General features: G+C 60.2%; 19 protein-coding genes and 4 tRNA genes. 5 read left to right on the forward strand and 18 right to left on the reverse strand.

Going from position 1 to position 23,501, the window contains the following annotated elements:
• Positions 1-19: 19 nt before the first annotated feature.
• From nusG to ACFOW7_RS10670, 8 genes are all read right to left on the reverse strand, one after another.
• Positions 20-553 carry a transcription termination/antitermination protein NusG gene (nusG, locus tag ACFOW7_RS10635; protein WP_378163958.1) on the reverse strand — a complete coding sequence of 178 codons (534 nt, stop codon included), beginning with the start codon at positions 551-553 and terminating at the stop codon, positions 20-22.
• 22 nt (positions 554-575) lie between these two features.
• Positions 576-998: a preprotein translocase subunit SecE gene (secE, locus tag ACFOW7_RS10640; RefSeq protein WP_378163960.1), complete on the reverse strand. Its 423-nt coding sequence runs from the start codon at positions 996-998 to the stop codon at positions 576-578.
• A 24-nt stretch (positions 999-1,022) separates the two neighbouring features.
• Positions 1,023-1,098 (reverse strand) — tRNA-Trp (locus ACFOW7_RS10645).
• 45 nt (positions 1,099-1,143) lie between these two features.
• A complete protein-coding gene (gene tuf, locus ACFOW7_RS10650) occupies positions 1,144-2,334 on the reverse strand; it encodes an elongation factor Tu (RefSeq protein ID WP_378163937.1) in 1,191 nt (396 codons plus the stop codon).
• Between the two features lie 42 nt (positions 2,335-2,376).
• Positions 2,377-2,451, reverse strand: a tRNA-Thr gene (locus ACFOW7_RS10655).
• A 13-nt stretch (positions 2,452-2,464) separates the two neighbouring features.
• A tRNA-Gly gene (locus ACFOW7_RS10660) sits at positions 2,465-2,538 on the reverse strand.
• Between the two features lie 76 nt (positions 2,539-2,614).
• Positions 2,615-2,699: transfer RNA gene (locus ACFOW7_RS10665), tRNA-Tyr, on the reverse strand.
• Positions 2,700-2,805: 106 nt separating this feature from the next.
• Positions 2,806-2,982, reverse strand: a complete 177-nt coding sequence (locus tag ACFOW7_RS10670) for a hypothetical protein (protein ID WP_378163962.1) — start codon at positions 2,980-2,982, stop codon at positions 2,806-2,808.
• A gap of 198 nt (positions 2,983-3,180) precedes the next feature.
• On the opposite strand from ACFOW7_RS10670, the gene ACFOW7_RS10675 reads away from it, so the two are divergent.
• The 3 genes from ACFOW7_RS10675 (at position 3,181) to ACFOW7_RS10685 (ending at position 5,901) form a co-directional block, all read left to right on the forward strand.
• On the forward strand, positions 3,181-4,155 hold the full coding sequence (locus ACFOW7_RS10675) for a hypothetical protein (RefSeq protein ID WP_378163964.1): 975 nt from the start codon (positions 3,181-3,183) through the stop codon (positions 4,153-4,155).
• Between the two features lie 48 nt (positions 4,156-4,203).
• Positions 4,204-4,968: a type II secretion system protein gene (locus tag ACFOW7_RS10680; protein ID WP_378163966.1), complete on the forward strand. Its 765-nt coding sequence runs from the start codon at positions 4,204-4,206 to the stop codon at positions 4,966-4,968.
• A gap of 297 nt (positions 4,969-5,265) precedes the next feature.
• Positions 5,266-5,901 (forward strand): type II secretion system protein, encoded by a 636-nt coding sequence (locus ACFOW7_RS10685; protein WP_378163968.1) that lies wholly within the window; start codon positions 5,266-5,268, stop codon positions 5,899-5,901.
• A gap of 108 nt (positions 5,902-6,009) precedes the next feature.
• Here ACFOW7_RS10685 and ACFOW7_RS10690 read toward each other — a convergent pair whose 3' ends face one another.
• The 5 genes from ACFOW7_RS10690 to metH all read right to left on the reverse strand — a co-directional run bounded on the left by ACFOW7_RS10690 (position 6,010) and on the right by metH (position 12,967).
• Positions 6,010-6,441 carry a hypothetical protein gene (locus ACFOW7_RS10690; RefSeq protein ID WP_378163970.1) on the reverse strand — a complete coding sequence of 144 codons (432 nt, stop codon included), beginning with the start codon at positions 6,439-6,441 and terminating at the stop codon, positions 6,010-6,012.
• A gap of 292 nt (positions 6,442-6,733) precedes the next feature.
• Positions 6,734-7,450, reverse strand: coding sequence for a hypothetical protein (locus ACFOW7_RS10695; protein WP_378163972.1), 717 nt, complete (start codon positions 7,448-7,450; stop codon positions 6,734-6,736).
• Between the two features lie 160 nt (positions 7,451-7,610).
• The gene (locus ACFOW7_RS10700; RefSeq protein WP_378163974.1) at positions 7,611-8,285 is read right to left on the reverse strand and encodes a hypothetical protein; all 675 of its coding nucleotides are present in this window, start codon (positions 8,283-8,285) and stop codon (positions 7,611-7,613) included.
• A gap of 392 nt (positions 8,286-8,677) precedes the next feature.
• Positions 8,678-9,037: an arsenate reductase (glutaredoxin) gene (gene arsC, locus ACFOW7_RS10705; protein WP_378163976.1), complete on the reverse strand. Its 360-nt coding sequence runs from the start codon at positions 9,035-9,037 to the stop codon at positions 8,678-8,680.
• Positions 9,038-9,259: 222 nt separating this feature from the next.
• Positions 9,260-12,967 (reverse strand): methionine synthase, encoded by a 3,708-nt coding sequence (gene metH, locus ACFOW7_RS10710; protein WP_378163978.1) that lies wholly within the window; start codon positions 12,965-12,967, stop codon positions 9,260-9,262.
• Between the two features lie 82 nt (positions 12,968-13,049).
• On the opposite strand from metH, the gene ACFOW7_RS10715 reads away from it, so the two are divergent.
• A complete protein-coding gene (locus ACFOW7_RS10715) occupies positions 13,050-13,424 on the forward strand; it encodes a hypothetical protein (RefSeq protein ID WP_378163980.1) in 375 nt (124 codons plus the stop codon).
• 208 nt (positions 13,425-13,632) lie between these two features.
• On the opposite strand, the gene ACFOW7_RS10720 is transcribed toward ACFOW7_RS10715, so the two are convergent.
• Together ACFOW7_RS10720 and ACFOW7_RS10725 are read right to left on the reverse strand one after the other, a co-directional pair.
• Positions 13,633-15,000 carry a lytic polysaccharide monooxygenase gene (locus ACFOW7_RS10720; RefSeq protein ID WP_378163982.1) on the reverse strand — a complete coding sequence of 456 codons (1,368 nt, stop codon included), beginning with the start codon at positions 14,998-15,000 and terminating at the stop codon, positions 13,633-13,635.
• A 199-nt stretch (positions 15,001-15,199) separates the two neighbouring features.
• The gene (locus ACFOW7_RS10725; protein WP_378163984.1) at positions 15,200-18,178 is read right to left on the reverse strand and encodes a glycosyl hydrolase family 18 protein; all 2,979 of its coding nucleotides are present in this window, start codon (positions 18,176-18,178) and stop codon (positions 15,200-15,202) included.
• 443 nt (positions 18,179-18,621) lie between these two features.
• On the opposite strand from ACFOW7_RS10725, the gene ACFOW7_RS10730 reads away from it, so the two are divergent.
• Complete coding sequence (locus ACFOW7_RS10730) at positions 18,622-19,206, forward strand: YqiA/YcfP family alpha/beta fold hydrolase (RefSeq protein WP_378163986.1); 585 nt, start codon at positions 18,622-18,624, stop codon at positions 19,204-19,206.
• Positions 19,207-19,386: 180 nt separating this feature from the next.
• Here ACFOW7_RS10730 and ACFOW7_RS10735 read toward each other — a convergent pair whose 3' ends face one another.
• The 3 genes from ACFOW7_RS10735 to ACFOW7_RS10745 all read right to left on the reverse strand — a co-directional run bounded on the left by ACFOW7_RS10735 (position 19,387) and on the right by ACFOW7_RS10745 (position 23,304).
• A complete protein-coding gene (locus ACFOW7_RS10735; protein ID WP_378163988.1) occupies positions 19,387-22,191 on the reverse strand; it encodes a M16 family metallopeptidase in 2,805 nt (934 codons plus the stop codon).
• Positions 22,192-22,363: 172 nt separating this feature from the next.
• Complete coding sequence (locus tag ACFOW7_RS10740) at positions 22,364-22,888, reverse strand: GNAT family N-acetyltransferase (RefSeq protein WP_378163990.1); 525 nt, start codon at positions 22,886-22,888, stop codon at positions 22,364-22,366.
• Positions 22,885-23,304, reverse strand: a complete 420-nt coding sequence (locus tag ACFOW7_RS10745; RefSeq protein ID WP_378163993.1) for an acyl-CoA thioesterase — start codon at positions 23,302-23,304, stop codon at positions 22,885-22,887. The genes ACFOW7_RS10740 and ACFOW7_RS10745 overlap by 4 nt, the downstream gene beginning before the upstream one ends.
• Positions 23,305-23,501 lie beyond the last annotated feature (197 nt).

A 23,501-nucleotide genomic window follows, 5' to 3' on the forward strand; every position in this document is an offset into this window, starting at 1 on the left:
CCGGGACCATACAGATCGATCAGACTTTCTCGACCTGCGAAAAATCGACTTCCACCGGCGTAGCCCGACCGAAGATCAGGACGGCTACACGCAGTTTGTTCTTGTCGTAGTTCACTTCTTCAACGGTCGCGTTGAAGTCGGCGAACGGGCCTTCGGTGACGCGCAGGGTTTCACCCACTTCGAACAGCACCTTGGGCTTGGGTTTTTCCACCCCTTCCTGCATCTGATGCAGGATTTCGTTGACTTCTTTCTGGCTAATCGGCGTCGGACGCATACCGGACCCACCGACAAAGCCGGACACCTTGGGAGTATTCTTCACCAAGTGCCAGGTATCGTCGGTCATTTCCATCTCGACCAACACATAGCCGGGGAAGAACTTGCGTTCGGTCAGGGCTTTATGACCATTGCGCATTTCCATCACTTCTTCGACCGGCACCAGAATCTGGCCAAACAGATGTTGCATGCCAGCCCGCTCGATCCGCTCGCGCAACGCCTTCTGCACGCCCTTCTCAAAACCGGAATAGGCATGAACTACGTACCAACGCATTGCCATGTTTGTTTTCCCCGCGAATCGTTCAACCACGTACCAGAAGCACGTCGAAGAACAGCCAGGTCAGGCCAGAATCGACCGCCCACATAAAGATTCCCAGCACGAAGACGAACAGGAATACGAAACCGGTGATCTGCCAAGCCTCTTTTTTGGTAGGCCAGACAACTTTCTCGGCTTCCTTGATCGAGTCGCGGGCATAGTCGACAAACACTCGACCAGGACCGGAGAACCACATCACCGTAGCGCCGAGCGCCACCCCAGCCAATACCGCAGCAACCCGCAGGATTTTCTGGTCAACCGGCAGAAGGTAGAAACCCGTCACCCCAGCTACCACGAGCAGCAGGGCACCGACCACCTTCAATTTATCCACGTTTTCCATGCGTCGATTCGCGCCTTCAACAATAAAAGACAGCCGTTTTCCTGTTGGGAAAACGGCTATCGTAATCAATCCGAATCTACTGGACTTATTCTGTGGCAGGCGAGGAGGGTCTCGAACCCCCAACCCCCGGTTTTGGAGACCGGTGCTCTGCCAATTGAGCTACTCGCCTGCATCGTCTAGAACACCGCCCTAAAGCGGCGTCCCAAATAAAAACTTACTCGATGATCTTGGCCACGACGCCGGCGCCGACGGTACGGCCGCCTTCGCGGATGGCGAAGCGCAGACCTTGTTCCATGGCGATCGGAGCGATCAGGGACACGGTCACTTCGACGTTGTCACCCGGCATCACCATTTCGGTGCCGGCCGGCAGTTCAACCGCACCGGTCACGTCGGTGGTACGGAAGTAGAACTGCGGGCGGTAGCCGTTGAAGAACGGGGTGTGACGGCCGCCTTCGTCCTTGGACAGCACGTACACGCTGCCAGCGAACTTGGTGTGCGGGGTGATCGAACCCGGCTTGGCCAGCACTTGACCACGCTCAACGTCTTCACGCTTGGTACCACGCAGCAGGGCGCCGATGTTGTCGCCAGCCTGACCTTGGTCCAGCAGCTTGCGGAACATTTCCACGCCGGTACAAGTGGTCTTGACGGTGGGCTTCAGACCCACGATCTCGATTTCTTCACCGACCTTGATGATGCCGCGCTCGACACGACCCGTCACCACGGTACCGCGACCGGAGATCGAGAACACGTCTTCCACCGGCATCAGGAAAGCGCCATCCACAGCGCGCTCCGGTTCCGGAATGTAGCTGTCCAGCGCTTCGGCCAGACGGAAGATCGCCGGCTCACCGATTTCGCTTTGATCGCCTTCCAGCGCCTTCAGGGCCGAGCCCTTGATCAGCGGCAGGTCGTCGCCCGGGAATTCGTACTTCGACAGCAGTTCACGCACTTCCATCTCGACCAGCTCGAGCAGTTCAGCGTCGTCAACCATGTCGCACTTGTTCATGAACACGATGATGTACGGCACGCCCACCTGGCGGGCCAGCAGGATGTGTTCACGGGTTTGCGGCATCGGGCCGTCAGCAGCCGACACCACCAGGATGGCGCCGTCCATCTGGGCAGCACCGGTAATCATGTTCTTCACGTAGTCGGCGTGACCCGGGCAGTCCACGTGCGCGTAGTGCCGGTTAGCCGTTTCGTACTCAACGTGAGCAGTGTTGATCGTGATACCGCGAGCCTTCTCTTCCGGCGCGCTGTCGATCTGGTCGTAGCCCTTGGCTTCGCCGCCGAACTTCTTCGACAGAATCGTGGTGATCGCTGCAGTCAGGGTGGTCTTGCCGTGGTCCACGTGACCAATGGTGCCAACGTTAACGTGCGGTTTTGTCCGCTCGAACTTCTCTTTTGCCATGATGAATTCCTTAGATTTTGCCGTAGAAAACGATCAAGCGAGTGGTGCCCATGGGCGGAATTGAACCGCCGACCTCTCCCTTACCAAGGGAGTGCTCTACCCCTGAGCTACATGGGCGTCCCGTACAAGATGGAGCGGGTGAAGGGAATCGAACCCTCGTCGTAAGCTTGGAAGGCTTCTGCTCTACCATTGAGCTACACCCGCAACGCCGCACGACGCGACTTCTTTACTACCCTTACCGCGCGCAGCGTTCGGCACCGCGACGCTACTACTACGAAACTGGTGGAGGGAGAAGGATTCGAACCTTCGAAGGCAGAGCCGTCAGATTTACAGTCTGATCCCTTTGACCGCTCGGGAATCCCTCCGTGATGAGCCGCGCATTCTAGAGATGACCCCAGCACCTGTCAACACTTTTCGGCAAAATTTTTTCCTGATCGACAGATTTTCCACAGCAACAACAGCAAAAACCCCTTATTCATCATCAATGTAAAGTGTTTTTACCGGCAGAAATTTTTTTTTGGCGCAGGCTTTGCAACTCAGCATTTCATGCGAAACCCTGCTCATCTCCAACGCCAAACCGGGGCCGTTTTTTTGCTGGTTCTGCTGATTTTCAGCATCGGAGCCGGATTTTTCGGCCTTTGGCTGCACCAATTCCCTCGCTCGGAGACTCGCGAGGCCCTGACGCAACGGTCGCTGACCCAGGCGAAGGACGCTTTACTCGCCTGGTCAGTCGCTCGCGGCGAACTGACCGGCACAGCCCGTCCCGGCGAACTACCCTGTCCCGATACCGATCCGCCCGGGCATCGCCAATACGGGCTACAGAACGTTCCCTGTGCCGCAGGCGCCATGGGAAGGCTGCCCTGGCGTGATCTGGGCATCGACGAATTGCGCGATGGAGAAGGCGAGCCGCTCTGGTACGCCATCGACGGCGCGTTTCGCGGTGGAAGCAGCAATAGTCGGCCGATCAATAGCGATACCCGCCCCAACCTCCTCTATCACCGTTCACCTGCTCATCCCGCCGAACCGATAGTTGCGGTCATCCTGGCTCCTGGCGCGCCACTTCCGGGACAGCGGCGAACGGCCGATACCCGGCTTGACCGCCACCATTACTTCGAGTCGTTCGGTCCGGCAGATAACCGTCGTCCAGGCGGACCTTATATGAATGGCGTGGATCAGCACCAAGCACCTGCCTTAAACGATCGACTGCTTGCCATCACCCCGCCCATATTGTTCGACGTGATCGAGCGTCGCGTCGGCAATGAATTGCATCAGTTATTACAGAGCTATCGTGCCCGTCATGGCCGCTGGCCAGCAGCAGCCGTGCCGGACAGCCCAGCATGTCGGCGCAGTACCGTGGCAACCCGGCCCGAAGACGGCTGCCTGCCGGCAGCAGGCCGCTGTAGTGGCCGGCTGCCCGCGCCCAATCTATTGAACTATCGCTACGAACCGAGCCGCGCCGTCTGGCAACTCCTGCCTTCGGCCCAGCGGATTACCGTGCCTGCCTGGCTTAACGTCAATCTGTGGCATCAGGTCACTTTCTATGCTGTCGACGGAAACCTGATCGATGGCGCTGCTTTGCCGACTGCCGCTCAACCCTGCCGCGCCGGCTTGCAACTCGATGGCCGAGCGCATGCTGCGTTGCTGATCCTGCCCGGCGCACCGGGCGAGGCTTCGGGGCGACAGGTCCAGCCCTACAGTGCCCAACTTGCCGACTACCTGATCGATCCGGCCAATCAATCGGCCTGGACCGTGGGTCTACCGCTCGATCTGCATTCACCGAGCCGTCCCAATCGGCTGCTATTGCTCGACCCCATCAATTGAGTATCCGGCTTCCCCTCCCCTTTTCCCAACAAGATCGAGGCTGTCCTGATGAGAAAAACGACCAAGGCGCCAGGTTTTACCCTGGCCGAGCTGGTGGTAGTGCTGGCGGTGATTTCACTGCTACTGAGTGGGGGCCTGTTGCTGACGCCGGCGCTGGCCGATGCGACACGTTACCGCACCACGCAGCAGCGGCTCGATACAGCGCGTGAAGCCTTGATCGGCTTTGCCCTGATCCATGGCCGCCTACCCTGCCCCGCCACGGAAGACAGTCAAGGACAGGAAGCCCCGTTAGGAGGGGGTATCTGTCTTCGTCCTTATGATGGGCTATTGCCCGCTGCCACCCTGGGACTGAACGGCACAGACCGGGAAGGCTTTCTAGCTGATGGTTGGGGTGAAGGGGCTTCCCATCGGCTGCGTTATGCAGTCACCGCCGTGCGGGATGGGGCTTTTACCAGCGCAGATGGGTTGGCACGTTATAAGGCGGCCTCAGGATTGGGGGCGATTGAAGCCGATCTACATATCTGTGATCTGGAAAGCGGCCTTGCTGTTGCAGAACCGGACAACTGCGGCGGGGCATTGCGTTTGTCGGGCAACGCCGCGGCCGTGCTGTATTCAACCGGTCCCAATGGTGCGGGCGCTGCGGGACCGCTTGAACAGATCAACCCTTATCACCATGGCGGCCACGCTGACCGGATATTCGGCCGGCGCAGTCGGGTCGGCAAGGAGGCGCCCAGTGGAGAATTCGACGATCAGTTGATCTGGCTGCCGTGGCCTGAGCTGGCCTTGCGATTGGTGGAGGCCGGGCGGCTTTGAACGCATCAAAACATGAAATGTTTGTTTCTTATCTTATAAAGCCAAATATCTAGCGAATGGATTTCATATTTTTATACTTTCATCTCCACCTTCTCTCCCTACCTCATCTCCTCTGCTACCCAGATGACCAACCTGTCGAAATCTCGACGTTGCAGTCGAGATTTCGACACGAAGCGGGACATGGATCTGCACGACGCTGTCCGCTGAAGGCGCCAGCACGGCCTGTTGGCTCAAGACATGATTTGGAACGGGAGTTGCGTTGAGCCTGGCCCAGTCCACAACATAGCGGAGCAAACGATGCGTCAGAGCACTCAACGTGGTTTCACCCTGATCGAGCTGGCCATGGTGCTGGTGATTATCGGGCTGCTGGTAGGTGGGGTATTGAAAGGACGGGAGCTGATCGACAGTGCCCGACTGCGCAATATTATTGGCGATTTTGATGGGATTGCTGCGGCGGTGCAGGTCTACCGCGAGCGGTATCGAGCGTTGCCGGGCGACGATCCGGGTGCGACGGAAAGTCGTGGCTGGGCCGCGCTGGCATGCAACGGAAGCGGATGCGATGGACTAATCGGCAGCGCAGGCCAGACACCGTTCGGCGCGGAGGGAGAGACACTCAATGCCTGGCGTGGATTGCGTTATGCCCAGTTATTGACGGGCGATCCGGCCGCGACCGGGGCGACGGCCCTTCCTGAACATGCAGGAGGTGGTCGGATAGGTATAGGCCGGGGCTTGTTTGGCTGGGGCAGCGCGCAGCACAGCGTATGCCTCGACAATCTCCCGGGAAAGCTCGCAGCAGCGCTTGATTTGCAGCTCGACGACGGTCGCAACCACAGCGGCAGCGTCAGGGCAGCAGGGACTACTGCGGCGATACAGCCGGACAGTCAACCCTATAGCGAGAACGGAACGGCTTACGTCTTATGCAGGCTGTTATAAGAAAAGCTGAGCGCACAACGGACCAGGCGCCCCAATGAAAAAGGGTAGACCATCTGGTCTACCCCGCCCTATCGCTCCGGCCGGACAGCACGGAGGCGTCTTGAGCGCCTACTCGACCATCAGACACTCGCCACGGCTGGTGCAGACCGCAACATATTTGCTGCCGCTGTCGCAACTGACTTCATAAGTGGCTTCATGGTCGCGCTTATCCGTAACCCAGGCTCCGCCGTGGCAGCCCTTGGCACGGGCCATTTTCTCAACCGCATACGACCAGGTGCCAACCTGACGCTGGGTGCGCGGTTTGGCATAGGTCATCGGCAAGGCAGCCGCCAGCAAATTGGCAGGTCGCGCCTGCGCCGGGGCAGCGGCTGGGGCGGAAGGGGCAGCTTGCGGAGCGGTTTCGGTCTGGGCTGCGGCAGCAGGCTTTTCAGCCTCGACCGGGTTGACTACCACGGCGGAATCGGCAAATACGGCAGTATGGAGAAAGACACCCAGGCACAAGGCTGACAACAGGGTTTGCGGGCGAGCGAGGATCTGCACGGGGGCCTCCACAGGTTTGTGCTAAGCACCGGCGATGGATACCGGTCAATTAGGGGCCGACATTACAGCAGCATAATGACGATGTCAAACACACGAAACATTAAGAACATGCTCAATTCCCGATTGGCATAGCCATAGCCACAACTGTCCGCCAACAAGCGAAAAACAGCACAAAAATACAAAGCAACGCAAAATCAGAAGCCTGTAGATCGGCCAGGGAAGGTGCTACAGAACAAGCACTATGACAGCAGGAAGACGTCCGTCGGTAAAACGGACGGACGTCTGGGGAGCATTACTGAAAATCGGGATGGATAGCGATCGGTTTGGCGCTCAGCTCGATCCGTGCATCGCTGGCCTGGGCGAACTGATCGAATTTCAGGGCGATCCGCCGGTCCTGCATCGCCAGCGTCTGCCGTCTGCCGCCACCCAGATCGATTGACGCCGTCGCGTCAGGTTCGGCGAACTCGAATACCACGCCTTTGACCATCTTCAGCGCCAGTCGGGCACGTGCCGACCAAGGCATCAGCGACACCGCTTCCTGCGCCTCGGCGGCGGCATTACGCAAATGGGCCAGCCGGTACTGGCGCTCGCCTGAGGAGCGAATCAGCGGGAAAAACAGCCAGCGCAGGGAACCGGCCTTACGGTTGGCGACGAATTCAGCGTTTTCAGCCAGTGCCTGGGCATCGAGCGGAACATCGAAAAAGCCGTCCTGATCGATATCGATCGCGATATCGGTGGTCTTGCCATAAAGATGGAGCGCCAATCCCTGAAGATTGTCACCGGGCCGGGTCGGCATCAGCCGAAAACGGATCATCACCGATTTATAAGGCGAATCCTTGAAGCGGGAAGCCAGATCGTAAGCCTTCTCATAAGGCATCCAGGCCGGGTCGCGCACCATCTGGACTTCCAGCTTCTCACCTTTTTCGACCGTGGGCTTGGTGGCGGCGAAGACGGGCAGCGGAGCAAATAGACCAAACGAAAGGATCAAAGCAGTGGGCAGTCGAGGCACGATGTCATCCTTGTCTTGATTAACCAGTCTGCTGAATCGGACAGGTCATTGTTATTCTAGGCAACAACAAGCGACTACCAGAACACCGCCGATAAAAGCAAAAGCCCATCTCGCGAAAGATGGGCTTTTGAGAAACCGAAACGGCCTGATCAGCTTAGAATCAGACAGCCGGACGACACTGTCCGGCCGAGCATACGACTAGCAAGGGCTTGTCGTTGCGGCAGTCGACGCGGTAGGTACCTACCCCATCAGCCTCGCTGACCAACCAGGCGCCCGAACCTTCGCAACCACGCTGCTTAGCCAGTTTCTCGACTTCGAATGACCAGGTACCGGCACGCTCACCACGGCGCTCGGTCGACTGTGCAGCCACCGGTGCGGTAACCGTCGCAGACGGCTGGGCAACTGCGGCAGGCTGGTTCACCAGCGGATTGCGGGCGACCACCTCACCACGCATATTGACCAAGACACCGTCGGGATAGGCGAAAGCAGCCTTGTTGGAGAAGTCGATCACGATGCCGATCAGGCCACCGAACAGGATATTGCCAAATACCATGCCACGTACCGAAGCGGCGGCTGAGGTCTCTCCTGTAGCACCTTGCTGCTGGCGGCAAGCCACTCGCAGATCACCACTGCTGCGGCGAACCCGGACCGTACCCGGCGCCTGCACTTCCCATTGACCACGATTATTGCTGAGCTGGCAGCGCGCATCGATGGACGAGCCATCGGCCGCCCGAGCCTGCACCGATACATCCTGCGAGGTACCCCCTACGATCGATGCACAGCCAGTCGCCAAGAAAACCGCCGCCAGCGCTGCCGCAGTCACACGAATATTCATATCCCTTTTCTCCGTCAAAATCCGTTACAAGTCGTATCCAGCACATTCCAAGCAGCCAGACTGCATAAGGTTCTGCCTATACAACAGAAGCCGCGAAAATTATAAAGATGTAATAAACAGGAGACAAATTTTCATATGCATCCAGGAACTTAATGTCTATTCCGTAGTCGCCGGCTGCGATTGCCTTACAGGGCCGCACCTTCTTTTATGCCCAGTCAGGCCCAGCAGATTGAGAAAGAGAAGAAGACTTACCAGGAAAACGGACACCGCCACAGGAATCACGGGCGCAATACATATCAGCGCCGTCTCCGCAACAGCGCTTAGCCGTGGGGCCGACAGATCGCCCCAGCAAGGCTGGAGCTGGCCGGCTCAGCCAGAGCCGGCTAGACCACTCACGCTTTGAGCAAGGACAGCACCAGTTCCGGGGGCCGGGCGACAATGGCACGGCTTCCTACCACCACGATCGGCCGCTCGATCAGCCGCGGTGTCTTGACCATGGCCTCAATTAATTGCTGCTCGCCCAGATTGGGATTGGCCAGCCCCTGTGTTTGATACTCACTTTCCTTACTGCGCAATAGCGAGCGGGCATCGGTGCCGAGCAGTTTCAGTAAGCGAGCGATCGTATCGGCATCAGGTGGCTGGGCCAGATAATCGATTACCGTCGGCTGCGCCCCTGCTGCCCATAACAGAGCGAGGGCCTGACATGACTTGGAACAGCGGGGATTGTGGTAGATCGTTACGGCCTGGGTCATAGTCAGCCATCCTTTCCAACAAACAGAGTCGACCGCCGAAGCATAGCGCGCTTCTGTCAGAAAACAGACTGGCAGCCGATATCCGGCCCTCCAAACCGCCAAACGGCTTTATCTATGTATTTTTTTATAAAGCCGTTTCATTGTCTACCAAGTGCTTGTCCTGAATATTTCATATTTAGGACCTCACGAGCATAGCCAGCTATCACGTCGTGACCGCTTACTTCAATAAGCGAGATTCGGCGCCAGATCGCGCTCTGCCTGCTCCACCGTCACGCCGCGCCGGCTGGCGTAGTCGAGCAGTTGATCGCGGTCGATCTTGCCGACGGCGAAATAGCGGCTGTCCGGGTGGCTGAAATACAGGCCCGACACCGCTGCCGTCGGCAGCATGGCGTAGCCCTCGGTCAGTTGCATCCCGATCGACTCGGCGTCGAGTACCCGGAACAGGTCGGTCTTGGTGGTGTGGTCAGGACAGGCCGGATAGCCCGGTGCCGGGCGGATGCCCCGATAGCGCTCGTCGATCAGCGCCTCGTTGTCGAGCTGCTCGTTCTCGGCATAGCCCCACAGCTCGGTGCGGACCTTGTGATGCATCAGCTCGGTAAACGCCTCGGCCAGCCGGTCGGCCAGGGCCTTGAGCATGATCGCCGAATAGTCATCATGGGCCGCCTCGAAACGGGCCACATGCGGCTCGATATCCAACCCGGCCGTGACGGCGAACAACCCCACATAATCAAGCCGGCCACTGTCGGCCGGCGCGACGAAATCGGCCAGGCACCAGTTGGGTTTGCCTTCAGCCTTGAGATTCTGCTGCCGCAGCGCATGGATACGCATCAGCGGCTTCCCCGCCGACCCGTCCGCCTGCGGCTCGTACAGCTCGATATCGTCGCTGATGCGCCGGGCCGGGAACAGGCCGATCACTGCATTGGCCGTCAGCCACTCCTCGGCCACCAGCTTATCCAGCATGGCCTGGGCATCGGCGAACAGTTCACGTGCCTGCTGGCCGACCGTGGCGTCGTCGAGGATGCGCGGATATTTGCCGAACAATTCCCAGGCGTTGAAGAACGGGCTCCAATCGATATAAGGCACCAGCTCGGCCAAGGGATAGCGCTCGAAGCGCTGTACGCCCAACTGACGCGGCACCGGCGGCTCATAGGTCGACCAGTCGGTCCGATGAGCATTGGCGCGTGCCTGATCGAGCGACAACAGTTGCGCCTTGCCCTTGTTGGCGTGGATATGGCGGATCGTCGCGTACTCGTCAGCCACCTTGGCCGAATAGTCGTTGCGCAGTTCATCGGACAGCAGGCTGGCGCAGACCCCGACGGCGCGCGAGGCATCCGGGACGTAGATCACCGGATATTGGTAGTTGGGAGCAATCTTGACTGCCGTATGAACCTTGGAGGTCGTGGCACCGCCGATCAGCAGCGGAATGGTGAAGCCCTGCCGCTGCATCTCCTTGGCCACATGGGCCATTTCTTCGAGCGACGGGGTGATCAGGCCCGACAGGCCGATCAGGTCGGCACCGACTTCGCGGGCGGTGTCGAGAATCTTCTGCGCCGGCACCATCACGCCCAGGTCGATCACCTCGTAGTTATTGCAACGCAGCACCACGCCGACGATGTTTTTGCCGATATCGTGCACATCGCCCTTGACGGTGGCCATCACGATACGACCCTTGGCCGCTGCATTGGCAATGCCCAGTTCGCGCTTTTCCTGTTCGATGAACGGTTCGAGATAAGCCACCGCCTGCTTCATCACCCGCGCCGACTTCACCACCTGCGGCAGGAACATCTTGCCCGAACCGAACAGGTCGCCCACCACATTCATCCCGTTCATCAACGGGCCTTCGATCACATGGATCGGACGCGGCAGGGTGCGGCGCGCCTCTTCGGTGTCTTCGACGATATAGGTCGTGATGCCCTTGACCAGTGCGTGAGTAATACGCTCCTGCAAGGTGCCCTGACGCCAGGCCAGATCCTCGCCTTGTTTGTCGGCGCTCTCGCCCTTGAAGCGTTCGGCCAGGGCAATCAGCGACTCGGTGGCATCGCTGCCGTCGCGCGGCGGGCGGTTCAGCACCACATCTTCGATCCGTTCGCGCAAGTCCGGCTCGACCTCCTCGTAGACCTCAAGCGCGCCGGCGTTGACGATGCCCATGGTCATGCCGCGCTGGATCGCGTGATAGAGGAATACCGCGTGGATGGCCTCGCGTACCTTGTTATTGCCCCGGAATGAGAAAGAGACGTTGGAAACGCCACCAGAGATTTTGGCGTATGGCAGGTTCTGCTTGATCCATCCTGTAGCCTCGATGAAATCTAGGCCATATTTGGCGTGTTCTTCAATACCAGTCGCAACAGCGAAGATATTGGGATCGAAGATCACGTCCTCGGGCGGGAAGCCGACCTCCTCCACCAGGACCCGATACGAGCGTTCGCAGATTTCGGTCTTGCGGGCAAAGGTATCGGCCTGCCCCTGCTCGTCGAAGGCCATCACGATCACCGCCGCGCCGTAGCGCCGTACCAGCCGGGCATGCTCGACAAAGGCATCGTGGCCTTCTTTGAGCGAGATCGAATTGACAATGGGTTTGCCTTGCACGCATTTGAGGCCCGCTTCGATCACCGACCATTTCGACGAATCGATCATTACTGGCACGCGCGAGATGTCAGGCTCAGAAGCGATCAGATTGAGGAAGGTCACCATGGCGTGCTCGGCGTCGAGCATGCCTTCGTCCATATTGATGTCGATGACCTGGGCGCCGTTTTCCACCTGCTGGCGAGCCACTTCCAGGGCCGCGGGATAGTCGCCGGCCAGGATCAGACGGGCAAAAGCCTTGGAGCCGGTCACATTGGTGCGCTCGCCCACATTGACGAACAGATCGTGATCACCGATGTTGAACGGTTCCAGTCCGGCAAGGCGCAAGCGGCGCTCGATGGTGGGCCGCTGACGTGGCGTGAGACCGCTGAGCGTCTCGGCAATCGCCTTGATATGTTCAGGCGTGGTCCCGCAGCAGCCGCCGACGATATTGACCAGCCCCGATTCGGCCCATTCGCGCACTTGCAGCGCCATATCGGCCGGAGTCAGGTCATAGCCGCCGAATGCATTGGGCAGGCCGGCGTTGGCGTGGACCGAAACGAAGGTTTCCGACACCCGGGCCATTTCCTCGACATAGGGTCGCAGCAGATCGGGGCCGAGTGCGCAGTTAAGGCCGAAGCTCAGTGCTTCGGCGTGGCGCAGCGAGTTGTAGAACGCTTCGGTGGTCTGACCGGTCAAGGTACGGCCCGACTGGTCGGTGATCGTGCCCGAGACCATGATCGGCAAGCGCTCCCGTGCCGGATTGGCATCGAAGAACGACTGGATCGCAAACACCGCAGCCTTGGCATTGAGAGTGTCGAATACCGTCTCGACCAGCAGCAGATCGGCACCGCCATCGACCAGACCGCGCACCGCCTCGGTATAGGCCGTCACCAGTTCATCGAAGCGGATATTGCGAAAGCCCGGGTCGTTGACATCGGGGCTGATGCTGGCAGTACGGTTGGTCGGCCCAAGCACCCCGGCGCAGAAGCGCGGCTTGTCGGGGGTGCGGGCGCTTTGCTCGACGCACAGCCGTTTTACCAACCGGGCGGCTTCGAGATTGAGTTCATAGGCCAGCGCTTCCATGCCGTAGTCGGCCATGGCAATGCTGGTGGCGTTGAAGCTGTTGGTTTCGAGAATATCGGCGCCGGCGTCGAGATACGCCTGATGGATACCGGCGATCACATCGGGTTGGGTCAGGACCAGCAGGTCGTTATTGCCCTTGAGATCGTGCCCCCAGTCGCGGAAGCGCTCGCCGCGATAGTCGGCTTCCTCAAGGCTGTGCCGCTGGATCATCGTGCCCATGCCGCCGTCGAGAATCAGAATGCGTTGCTGGAGGAGTTCTGTCAGGCGGGCGGTACGTGTCATGGCAAGATGCTGAAAATATTGCAGAAGTCGCCGATTCTAGCACGGAGCACCCGAGTATTATCGTTGCAGCTCTCTAAGCATCATGAGTGAAATTCATGATCGAATTTGCTTTGAATCTGCTTTCCCTACCTGCCCTATGTCTATCCTCTCCCCCTTCCTTCTCCTTGCCCTCGTCTTCATTGCCGTCGGCTTTTTCCATTGGCGTCACCGCCGCAAGCCGATTCCGGTCTGGTACCGCGGGGGACTGGGCACCGCTGCCATGCTGGTGCTGTTGGTAGCTCCCCGCTGCGTGTGCAGACTCGATCTGCTTGAGCTTTTTCTGCTTGAGCTATCAGGCGGAACGGTCTTTTATCTCCTAGTACTGTTCGGCGCCTTTCTTCTGTCGCTTATCCATTCGCGGATCGCGAAAACTTTGGTGCAACGTACTACGCACAAGCACGGGCTCAACGGAAAGTAAAATTTTAGGAAAATATCGTTCAAGTCATATAGCCATTTATTAAAATAAATAAACATAAATCGCAAAAATAAATCTCCCGCACTGCTTCCCCGGCCTATGGCAAAAGCCGAGCGGTCCATTCTTTCGAACAATAAAAAAGCGGACCCTGGACGGGTCCGCTTTTCCCTTATGCCCTGGAGCCTAGCTCACCCTTCGAGATTGACGCACTTTAACGCCACTTCGAAGACGAATTGGCATGACAAGCCCCGAGGTTCTGCCATACCCCCCAGGCTCCCGACTTGGTCGGATCTTCACCCTGGGTCCACCACTGGTTGCGGTAGTTATGGCCATTGGCCGATACCGTCGTGCCCACCTTGTCGTAGACCGTATTGGCGCTCCAGGCCGCAGCACAGACGCCGCTGGGTTTGGGTGTCGGTGTCGGCGTCGGTGTCGGTGTCGGCGTCACGGTGGTGCTGCAATTCCCTTGCAGCTTCCACGGCCCCCACTGATCGGCGCCTGGGATCGTGCCGACGTTCCACCATTGAGCCTTCCAGGCTTTCTGATTGTAGGAGACGACTTCACCGCCCGTGTAGGTCACGCTGGTGCTCCACGACGGCAGGCCGTTACAGGCCGGATCGGGGCTGCCGCCCGGTGGCAGGGTGATGTCGATCTGGAAGTGGTTGCCGCTGCCGTTCACCACATAGACGCGGTTTTCGCTGGCACTTCTCACCGCCGCCACATTGCCGCGCGGATCGAGCACGCCGACCTTGACCCGGCTGGAGGCGCTATTGACCTGATTGCCCAGCAGTTGCGGCCACAGATCGGCCAGGCCTTGGCCGGCAGCGAGTGTCAGGGTATGGGTTTCCAGATCGCGGCCGCCGCTGTCGAACAGCCGCAGTGTCACCTTGCTGTCTGCCGGCAGGTTCTGCTGGGCCCGAACCTGACCGGCTTCCTTCCAATTCGAGACCACCGCACCGTTGAAGCTTACATCCATGCAGGCATAGAACGCCTCGGGGCTGTCCGAGCGCTGCCAGATGTTATAGATCACATGGCGCCCGCTCTTATTCCTGGGCAGCGGACAGCTCATCTTATAGCGGCCGTTCTCCAGCTTGACCGTGGTGACGCGGCAGAAAGGCTGCGCTTCCAGATCGCTCCACTTGAGCGGCTTGGTCGGATCGTAGCCATCGCGGGTGATATAGAAGTCGAAATAGCGGGTGGCATGTGGTGCCGCCGCATGGTAGACGAATTCGAGATTACCGTTGGCATCGGCCGCGACCGGCGTGGACGGCCAATCGGCGCGCGGCAGGTCCATGCCTTTGTAGAGCGATTTGCCGCCCGAGCAGAGTTGGCCATCGGGCACGAAGTCACGATGGCGGCCGTCCGGATTCTGGTTGACGCCATTCCAATCGTAGAGCGCCTGGGTACCGCCCGCGGCGACGGCTGCCTGGCAAGCGGCCGATTTCGGTGCTTCGGGGCCTTCCTTGAAACAGCCGTAGATACGTGAGATCGGCAGCTCGAAGCTGCCATGGGCAGCCGCGAACAGCGGCATCAGCGCAAGCGCCAGCGGCGCCAGGCGCGGGGAAAACATACGACGCATAAGAGCCTCCTCAGAGTCGTGTCAGCCGTCATCATCTGGACGGCCCGAACGCCGCCCTGGCTACCTTAAGCGGCGCGTCCTGCGCCGCCGCGGTAATCGGTAGAACCGGAAATTCAGAAATCAGAAATCGGCAATCCGCAGCAACATCGGTCCGAACCGACGCAAGAAAGCGCCGCCCGCAGGCGGCGCTTTGCCGGACTTACTTCAGGGTCACGCCGAAGTAGCCTTCAACGCAGCGCACATAGTCGCCAGCATTGAGTGCCGTATAAGGCGTCTGATAGCCCACCAGCTTGCACTGGTAGCTCTTGCCGTCGGGGCTGGACGGGTTGTAGCTCCAGTCCTGGTCCCAGTTGATCAGCATCGCGCCGCCGCCCGTGGCAGTGAACTGCTTGCTGCCGGCACAACCGAGCTTCTCATCGGCCGGAATCGCCACGCCCAGTTCACGCGCAAAGTTCTTGTAGTACTCGATCCGGTTGAGCGATTGTTGCTTCTCGCTCGCACCACCGCACTCGATGCCACCGTTGATGATCATGGTGGTGGCGCCAAAACCCGGGGTCAGGCCGTTGGCCAGATCTTCGGCATTGGGCTTCCAGGTGCCGTCGAGCACATGGAGCATCGAAGGCTTGGGCGGTTGCGGATAAGCGAAGAAGAAGGTCGCCGATGCCAGGTTGAGCCAGGTGCTTGCCACCAGATCGGGGAATTGCAGCAGCGTGCCGTCACCGATCATCGCTTCCGAGAACGGGCCATAGTTGAAGTTGTACGACAACTGCTTGGCACCACGACCGTAGTACTTCTTGCCCGGCGCACATGGCCAGCGCTTGGCCTGCCAACTGGTCGGATCGCACGTACCGGCCGTGTATTCGCAACCGGCGCCAGTTTCCGAACAACCCATCTCCCGCAGATAGTGCAGACCCTGACGCCATTCCGGCACACCGAGGCCGGTCGAGTGGCCACCGGTTTCCTGGGCGAAGTGGGCAAACATGGTGGCCAGCGATTTACGGCAGATCGCCTCAGCATCGCGGCCATCGCTGTAGTCACCGCACAGCGCCGGGAACTTGGCCACGGCCTTGAGGAAGTTCGGGTAGGTGTAGGACGGCTCACGTACCGCAAACAGATGGTTCCAGCGGCTCTCCGGCACGATGCGCTCGACGCGTTTCACGTTGACCGGATTGTCGGCTCGACCCGGCATCACTTTCTCGACCGCCGCATTGTCGAGCGTGCGAATCGATGCCTTGACCTGGCGGAACAGCAACGTATCGGTCAGCGCCCGCTCGGTCGCCTCAGCCTGAGCCTTGGTCGGCACGCCGGATGGGGTCGGCGTAGGGGTGGGCGTCGGAGTTGGCGTGGGTGTAGGAGTCGGGGTCGGGGTCGGCGTACCGGTCCCCGAACATTCGCCCAAGCGCTTCCACGGACCCCATTGCTCCTTACCCGGCTCATCGCCCTGGGTCCACCACTTGGCTTCCCATTCGGCGCCGTTGAAGGCCACCCGGCGACCGCCCAGATAGACAGCGGCCTTGTTCCAGCCTTCCACACTGCAAGCGCCCGGCTTGGGGGTCGGGGTCGGTGTTGGCGTCGGTGTTGGCGTCGGTGTTGGCGTCGGTGTTGGCGTCGGAGTGGGTGTCGGGGTGGGTGTGGGAGTCGGCGTGGGTGTCGGCAGCACCGAGCCATCGCAGCTACCGATCTGCTTCCACAGCGTGGTCGAGGCAGCCGGGTTCCAATTGGTGCCGATCCAGGCCGTATGTGTCACCAGCGCTTCATAGAAAGCCCCGTTGAAGGCCACTTTGGCGCCCACTTGATAAGTCGGGCCTTCGGTCCACTTGGCGCAGCTCGACGGCACAGGAGTGGGGGTCGGCGTGGGAACCGGCGTCGGCGTCGGCGTCGGCGTCGGCGTCGGCGTCGGAGTAGGGGTTGGCGTGGGAGTCGGCGTAGGGGTGGGCGTCGGCGTACCGTTCACCCCCAGATCTGCCGCCAGCTTCACCAGCAGCGAACGTTGCGGGTCGTTGCGGACATCGCCCGACAGCTCCCAGAACATGGCGCCGCCCAGGCCCTTCTTCTTGATGTAATCGGTTTTGATGCCAAGCGATTCGCGGTCTTCATAGCTGATGACATGGCCGTTGCTGGCGTTATAGAGCCAGGGCACCTTGGCGATATCGTCCCAGTAGCGCTGATAGCCGCCACCGGCTTGCAGGCGCAGCACATCGTAGTAATCGTTGACGCCGGCTTCCCAGGTACCGGCCGGAATGGTGGCCGAAGTCGGCTGGAACAGACCGCCGTTGGTACCCGATTTGGCGGTCCAGCCCCGGCCGTAGAACGGCAGACCCAGCACCAGCTTGGCAGCCGGCGCGCCGCCTGCGATCAGGTTGTCGATCGATGCGGCAGCGTTGTAGTGCTTGCGCTGCGCTTCGGCGCTCGGATCGTTCGGATTGGAGAACAGCGCAGCGTGATGGTTGGAGACCTGTTCCCAGCCGCCGTGGTAGTCGTAGGTCATCACATTGGCCCAGTCCACGATCGACATGAACTTGGCCACTTCGAGATTGGCGATCTTGTCGTGACCGGCGCCCAGCGCAGCGGTCAGCAAATATTTGCGGTTGTCGTTGCGGCCACGACGGTCGAGTTCGTCGCGCAGGGCCTGCATCAACAGGGTGTAGTTCTGCTTGTCTTCCGGGCGGTACTTATTGGTTTCGAGGCCACCGCCGACCGGGTATTCCCAATCGATATCGACGCCGTCAAAGCCGTAGCGGATGGCGAAATCGACGCAGGAAGCAGCGAATTTCTGCCGCGAAGCCGGTGTGAGGGCCACATCGGAGAAGTATTTGGACCAGGTCCAGCCGCCGACCGAGATCAGCGTCTTGAGATGGGGATAGCGCTGCTTGAGCTTGAGCAGCTGATTGAAGTTGCCAAAGAAAGGCTTGGTTTCATTCCAGGATTCACCCGGGAAGCGCTTTTCGATATCGGCCCAGGTATCGCCGCTGACGCACTGGCCATCGGCCGAGATATTGACGAAGGCGTAGTTGATATGGGTCAGCTTGTCAGCGGGAATATCGCTGACCTGGTAGTTACGGCCATAGATGCCCCACTGGGCAAAATACCCCACCACCTTGGCGCTGTCGGCCAGTGCCGGCGCACAAGCCAGGGCGCAGGCCAGCCATAGCTTGGCCGGACGAAAAGATTTGCGCACGTCGGATTCTCCTGAAAAGAGTTTGTTGGATTCTTTGATCGCGTCGCCACGCCATCATGAGACAACTTCAATACCATGCCAGATGACGAATGGATTTTCAAGACAGTGTTATTCATATAGAGGACAAAGCAAATACCGAAACGTCATTTTTTTACCAGAAATAGTCGAGTCGCTCGGGACAACCCTGTCACTTTTCTACGCCAAATCGCTAGACAATTATCCAAATAAGTCTTTCCGGATAACTAGTTAGCACAAAAAGAAAGCAAAATGTAAGGTTGGTATCGGAGTGGTCAGCAAGCGGTCAGCAGGCGACGAACGGTAGGAAGAAAATTTGTGCAGTGCGATGGCCGAACGCCGGTCATCATGAAATGGTACGGTCCAGCGCTTGGCGCCGGGCGCTGAAGCGGCCAAGATGGTCTGGTCCATTTCCAGCGCTCAGCCCCATGTCCCTGACTTTCGTCTATCTGCACGGCTTCAACAGTTCGCCCGAGTCGGTCAAAGCCAGAATGCTGGCCGACTACCTGCGCCAATACGCGTCCGATGTCGGCTTCGACTGCCCCACCCTGCCCTATGCCCCCGACCGCGCAGCCGAACTGATCGCGACACGACTGGGCCGGCAGTCAGGGGAAATCCGCCTGATCGGCAGCTCACTGGGAGGCTTCTACGCCACCTGGGCGGCCGAGCGCTTTGGCTTGCCGGCCGTCTTGATCAATCCGGCGGTCCATCCGCATCGGCTGCTGCCCGCCTATCTCGGCCCGCAACAGAATCTCTACACCGGCGAGCGCTATCTCCTGACCGAGGCCCACCTCGACGCCCTGCTGGCGCTCGAAGTCCCTTCGCTCATGCCAGAGCGCTACTGGCTGATGGTGGAAACCGGCGATGAAACCCTCGATTACCGCGAAGCCGTCGACTTCTATGCCGGCGCACGCCAGACCGTGATCGAAGGCGGTGATCATGGTTTCCAGAGTTGGGGAAGTCTGCTGCCAGCGCTGCTGGCATGGGGACGCGGGGAAACTACCGACAAATAAATATATTCAGCAAATTCCTTGCAAGATTTTTAGCTTGATATAAACAAAAAAACATATATTCAGCCTAAAACCACGCCATTCCTGTCCACCCCGCCTTCACGCCAGCCAGACACAAAAAACGCCGCCCACCTTGTCAGTGGGCGGCGTGGCGCAAACCGGCACGAGGCCGGTTCAGCGGCTTCAGGGCTTGGCCGACGCGGTGCGCTTGGCGCTACCGGCGAAATCCCCGGCATAGCTGTGAACCAGCTTGGCCGGGTCCAGATGACGCCGGACCGCCTCATTGACCTCGGCCACCGTCAGCGCCTCGATGCGCTTTTCCAGATCGGCGACAAAGCGCATATCGCGGCCCAGGAACAGCAGATAGGCCAGTTGGCCCGACAGGCGCGAATCCTGGGTGCGGCCGAGCCGGTTGCGCTGCAACAGTGCGCCCTTGGCCTGGGTCAGCTCGGCTTCGGTGATGCCCTCGCGCCGCAGCGTTTCGAAGGTCTCGATCATGCCGGTCTTGAGCTTGGCCAGATTCTCGGGCGCGTAGCTGACCGTGACATTGAGGGTGCTGTTGGCGTCTTTCGAGTTGTCTTCAAGGCGGGCGTAGGCACCGTAGGTGATGCCGTCGCGCTCGCGCAGACGCTGCCACAGCCGCGAGCTGCCGTCGCCACCCAGGATATGTACCGCCACCGACAGCGCGGCAAAGTCCGGGGCATCGTCGCGGATCGGCAGCGCCAGTCCGGCCAGATATTCCGCATTGGCCTTGTCGGGCGTCTCGGCGCTCAGCACCTTGGGGGTGGCAGCGTGGTAGGGGTCCTCGATACGACGATAGGACACCTTGCTCTTCCAGTCGCCGAACAGCTTTTCAAGCTGGGCCTGCACCGCGGCCTGATCGAACGAGCCGACCAGCGCCACTTCGCCATGGTTGGCGCCGAAGAATTCGCGGTGGAATTTCTGCAGATCGCTGACCTGGGCCTGCTTCACCTGGGCAAGCTGCTCCTCGAAGGTCGGCACATAGCGCGGATCGGTCGCCGGATACGGATTGTCATGCCGCTCCAGCGCCAGCTGGGCCACGGCACGCGGCTGGCGACGCTGGTCTTCGATGCCGGTTATCCATTCCTGCTTGAGCTGGGCCAGTTCGGTCTGGGCGAAGGTCGGCTTGCGCAGCATGGTCTGCACCAGTTCGAGCATGGCCGGCAGATGCTGGCGACGGCTCTCGAAACCGATGTAGAGGTTGCCCTTGTCGTATTGGACGAAGGTCAATTGACTCTGCAAGGTTTCCAGCCGCTCGGAGATCGCACTGCGGCTGAGTCCGCCGGCACCGCGATTGAGCATCGCAGCCGTCAGCTCGGCGGCCATCGACTTGCCGGCCAGCGACTTCTCATCGCCGAAATGCAGGTTCACGCGGCCGCTGACCGTGTCGCCCCGGGTGGCTTTTTGCAGCAGCGCCACCTTCATGCCGTTCTTGAGCTGACTGCGCACCACCCGGCTGTCGATGTTGGCCGGGCTCGGGTCGAACGCTTCGCCCTGGGCCACGGCGTTGCGGCCGGTGTAGTTGGCAAGCAGGCTGTCCATGGCCGGCGCCTTGGGAATCTCGGCGCGGTTGGGTTTGTCGGTCGGCACGAAATGGCCGACGGTGCGGTTGCTCGGCTTGAAATAGTGTTCAGCAGCGCGCTGCACATCGGCCAGCGTGGCCGCTTCGATCCGGTCGCGGTTGAGGAAGGACAGACGCCAGTCGCCAGTGCCGATCGCTTCGGACAACTCGAGCGTAAAGCGGCTCTGGTCGTTCAGGGTCTTCTCGAAATCGTTGAGCAGCATGCGCTTGGCGAGCTTGAGTTCGGCTTCGGTGATTGGCTTTTGCTTGATGCCTTCGATCACCGACAGCATCACCTCCCGCGCCTTGTCACGCGACTGACGCTTGTCGAGCGCCAGCATGAAGACCTGGAAGCCGCTATCGGCCCAGCCCTGCCCCCACGACCAGGAACCGCTGGCCAGGCCCTTCTCGACCACGGCCTTATGCAGCCGGCCGTTCGGGGTATCGCCAAGGATCACGTCCAAGAGCGCATTGGCGGCATGGTCAGCATGGCTGCCCGGCGCAACATGGTAGAACACGCCGACGCGCTGGCTGTCGCCGACGCGCTCGAGCGTCACTTCCTGGGCGCCGTCCTGGGTCGGCTCGCGGGTATACAGCGTCGGCAGCTTGCGGCTGGGCTTGGGCAGCGGACCGAAATAGCGGGCGATCAACTGGAGCGTCTTGGCTTCGTCGAGCTGGCCCGTGACCGCCAGCACCGCGTTGTCGGGCTGGTAGTAGAGCTTGTAGAACGCCTGTAGCCGGTCGATGCCGACGTTCTCGACATCGCTGCGCGCGCCGATGGTCGATTTGCCGTAGTTGTGCCACTGGAAGGCGGCCGAGGTGAGCTTATCGACCAGCACCCCGTCCGGGTCGTTCTCGCCCCGTTCCATCTCGTTGCGCACCACCGTCATCTCGCTGTCCAGATCCTGCTTGAGGATCAGGCTGTTGAGCATGCGGTCGGCTTCCATCCGCAGCGTCCAGTCGAGGTTGTCGTCGGAGGCGGCAAAAATCTCGAAATAGTTGGTGCGGTCATACCAGGTAGTGGCATTGCTCTGGATGCCCCGGCGCGAATATTCGCGGTCGAGCGTGCCATTGGGGAAGGTCGGCGTGCCCTTGAACAGCATATGTTCGAGCAGGTGGGCCATGCCCGTTTCGCCATAGTTCTCATGGCGGCTGCCGACCAGATAGGTAATGTTGACGGTGGTCTTGGGCTTGCTCGGGTCGGCAGCGATCAGCACACGCAGGCCGTTGGCCAGCAGGTATTCGTTGACGCCCTCGACGCTGCGAACCCGGGTGATGCCCTCAGGCAGCGGCACACTGGCCGCCTGCGACGCGGCCGGCTGGGAAGTGGTGGCGGCCTGAAGCGGTGTCAGCGTGGCCAGGGCCATGGCGACCGCGCAGACAACGGTGCGAAGCGGGTAATGCATGGGAAGAATCTCCTAAGTGCCCCGGCCGTCATGGCGGCAACGGGCGTCTATCAGGCCAGCGCGGCCTGTTCTCTATGAAACCGTCACCGGCCAATACCGGTCACAATTCCGAAAAGATAATATTCTGTCTTTATCCTGCAAGACCAGTCGATTATTTAGAGAATATTATCTATTAACCTGACATATCTTTTTGCTCGTCGGTACTGCTGGCCAGGGTGCGCAGCGTATCCCCTGCGACGCGGCATAGCTGCCACTCGGGCATGATGGTGGCGCCGAGCTTGCGGTAGAAGGCAAGTACCGGGGTATTCCAGTCGAGCACCGCCCACTCGAAACGACCGCAGCCACGTTCCACCGCCCGTGCCGCCACCTGACGGAACAGCTTCTCGCCGATGCCGTTGCGCCGGTATTCGGGCAGAACGAACAGGTCTTCGAGATACAGGCCGGGCTTAGCCAGAAAGGTCGAGTAATTGTGGAAGTACAGCGCAAAGCCGACTGCCTGCGCCCCGTCGGGCCGGACGATCTCGGCCACCAGTGCCTCGGCATAGCGCGGCTGGCCGAACAGATGGTGGCGCAGTTGTTCGGGCGTGGCGGTAAACAGATGGGTCAGTTTCTCGTAGACGGCCAGTTCGTGAATCAGGCCATGCAATGCTGCTTCGTCGCCCGGCGCGGCATCGCGGATGGTAAAAGCCACTTTCATCGCACCACCTCACGCAACTGGGCCCGCAGCCGCTCGGGCAGGGGCTGGGAAGCGCCACTGGCATAGTCGACCCAGACCAGCACCGCTTCGCCTTCGGCGGCGATCTGCTCGGGTTGGTCGGCCGGACAGAGCCGGTGGCCCAGGGTGAAACTCGAATTGCCGAGCCGCTCGACCCAGGTTTCGACCCGGACCGTGGCCGGGTAATGGAGCGGCTGGCGGAACTGGCAGGCAGTCGAGGCCAGCACCGGTCCTTGACCGGCATCGGGCGAGACGCGCCAGCCGTGATGCTCCAGCCATTCGACCCGTGCCTGTTCGAAAAAACGGAAATATAAGGTGTTATTGAGGTGGCCGAGCGCGTCCATATCGCCCCAGCGCAAGGCAAGGAGATCGACGGCAAGCAGCGGCTTGTCTGACATGGCAGCAGGACGTAGGTGGGAAAACCCCTAGCTTATTCCGGCCGCCGCCGCTTGGAAAGCCAGACGGGCGCAGCCGGGTCGATCAGGGCCGGGCCGATCCGGGCGGCATAAACGCGACAGCCATGCCGATCAAACGCAAATACACACGCAGGCTGGATTGGGCTTTGCTAAACTCGCGCGTTTTTTGACTTTTAGCT

The sequence above is a fragment of the Chitinimonas lacunae genome (assembly GCF_042650885.1).
GTDB lineage: Bacteria > Pseudomonadota > Gammaproteobacteria > Burkholderiales > Chitinimonadaceae > Chitinimonas_A > Chitinimonas_A lacunae.

What these genes read in the sequence shown, in the direction of transcription:
- nusG (WP_378163958.1), bottom strand. Translation starts at nt 553, where the DNA reads ATGGCAATGCGTTGGTACGTAGTTCATGCCTATTCCGGTTTTGAGAAG.
- ACFOW7_RS10680 (WP_378163966.1), top strand. Translation starts at nt 4,204, where the DNA reads ATGAGAAAAACGACCAAGGCGCCAGGTTTTACCCTGGCCGAGCTGGTG.
- ACFOW7_RS10735 (WP_378163988.1), bottom strand. Translation starts at nt 22,191, where the DNA reads ATGCATTACCCGCTTCGCACCGTTGTCTGCGCGGTCGCCATGGCCCTG.
- ACFOW7_RS10740 (WP_378163990.1), bottom strand. Translation starts at nt 22,888, where the DNA reads ATGAAAGTGGCTTTTACCATCCGCGATGCCGCGCCGGGCGACGAAGCA.
- arsC (WP_378163976.1), bottom strand. Translation starts at nt 9,037, where the DNA reads ATGACCCAGGCCGTAACGATCTACCACAATCCCCGCTGTTCCAAGTCA.
- ACFOW7_RS10700 (WP_378163974.1), bottom strand. Translation starts at nt 8,285, where the DNA reads ATGAATATTCGTGTGACTGCGGCAGCGCTGGCGGCGGTTTTCTTGGCG.
- ACFOW7_RS10745 (WP_378163993.1), bottom strand. Translation starts at nt 23,304, where the DNA reads ATGTCAGACAAGCCGCTGCTTGCCGTCGATCTCCTTGCCTTGCGCTGG.
- ACFOW7_RS10715 (WP_378163980.1), top strand. Translation starts at nt 13,050, where the DNA reads ATGAGTGAAATTCATGATCGAATTTGCTTTGAATCTGCTTTCCCTACC.
- ACFOW7_RS10720 (WP_378163982.1), bottom strand. Translation starts at nt 15,000, where the DNA reads ATGCGTCGTATGTTTTCCCCGCGCCTGGCGCCGCTGGCGCTTGCGCTG.
- ACFOW7_RS10675 (WP_378163964.1), top strand. Translation starts at nt 3,181, where the DNA reads ATGGGAAGGCTGCCCTGGCGTGATCTGGGCATCGACGAATTGCGCGAT.
- tuf (WP_378163937.1), bottom strand. Translation starts at nt 2,334, where the DNA reads ATGGCAAAAGAGAAGTTCGAGCGGACAAAACCGCACGTTAACGTTGGC.
- ACFOW7_RS10730 (WP_378163986.1), top strand. Translation starts at nt 18,622, where the DNA reads ATGTCCCTGACTTTCGTCTATCTGCACGGCTTCAACAGTTCGCCCGAG.
- metH (WP_378163978.1), bottom strand. Translation starts at nt 12,967, where the DNA reads ATGACACGTACCGCCCGCCTGACAGAACTCCTCCAGCAACGCATTCTG.
- ACFOW7_RS10685 (WP_378163968.1), top strand. Translation starts at nt 5,266, where the DNA reads ATGCGTCAGAGCACTCAACGTGGTTTCACCCTGATCGAGCTGGCCATG.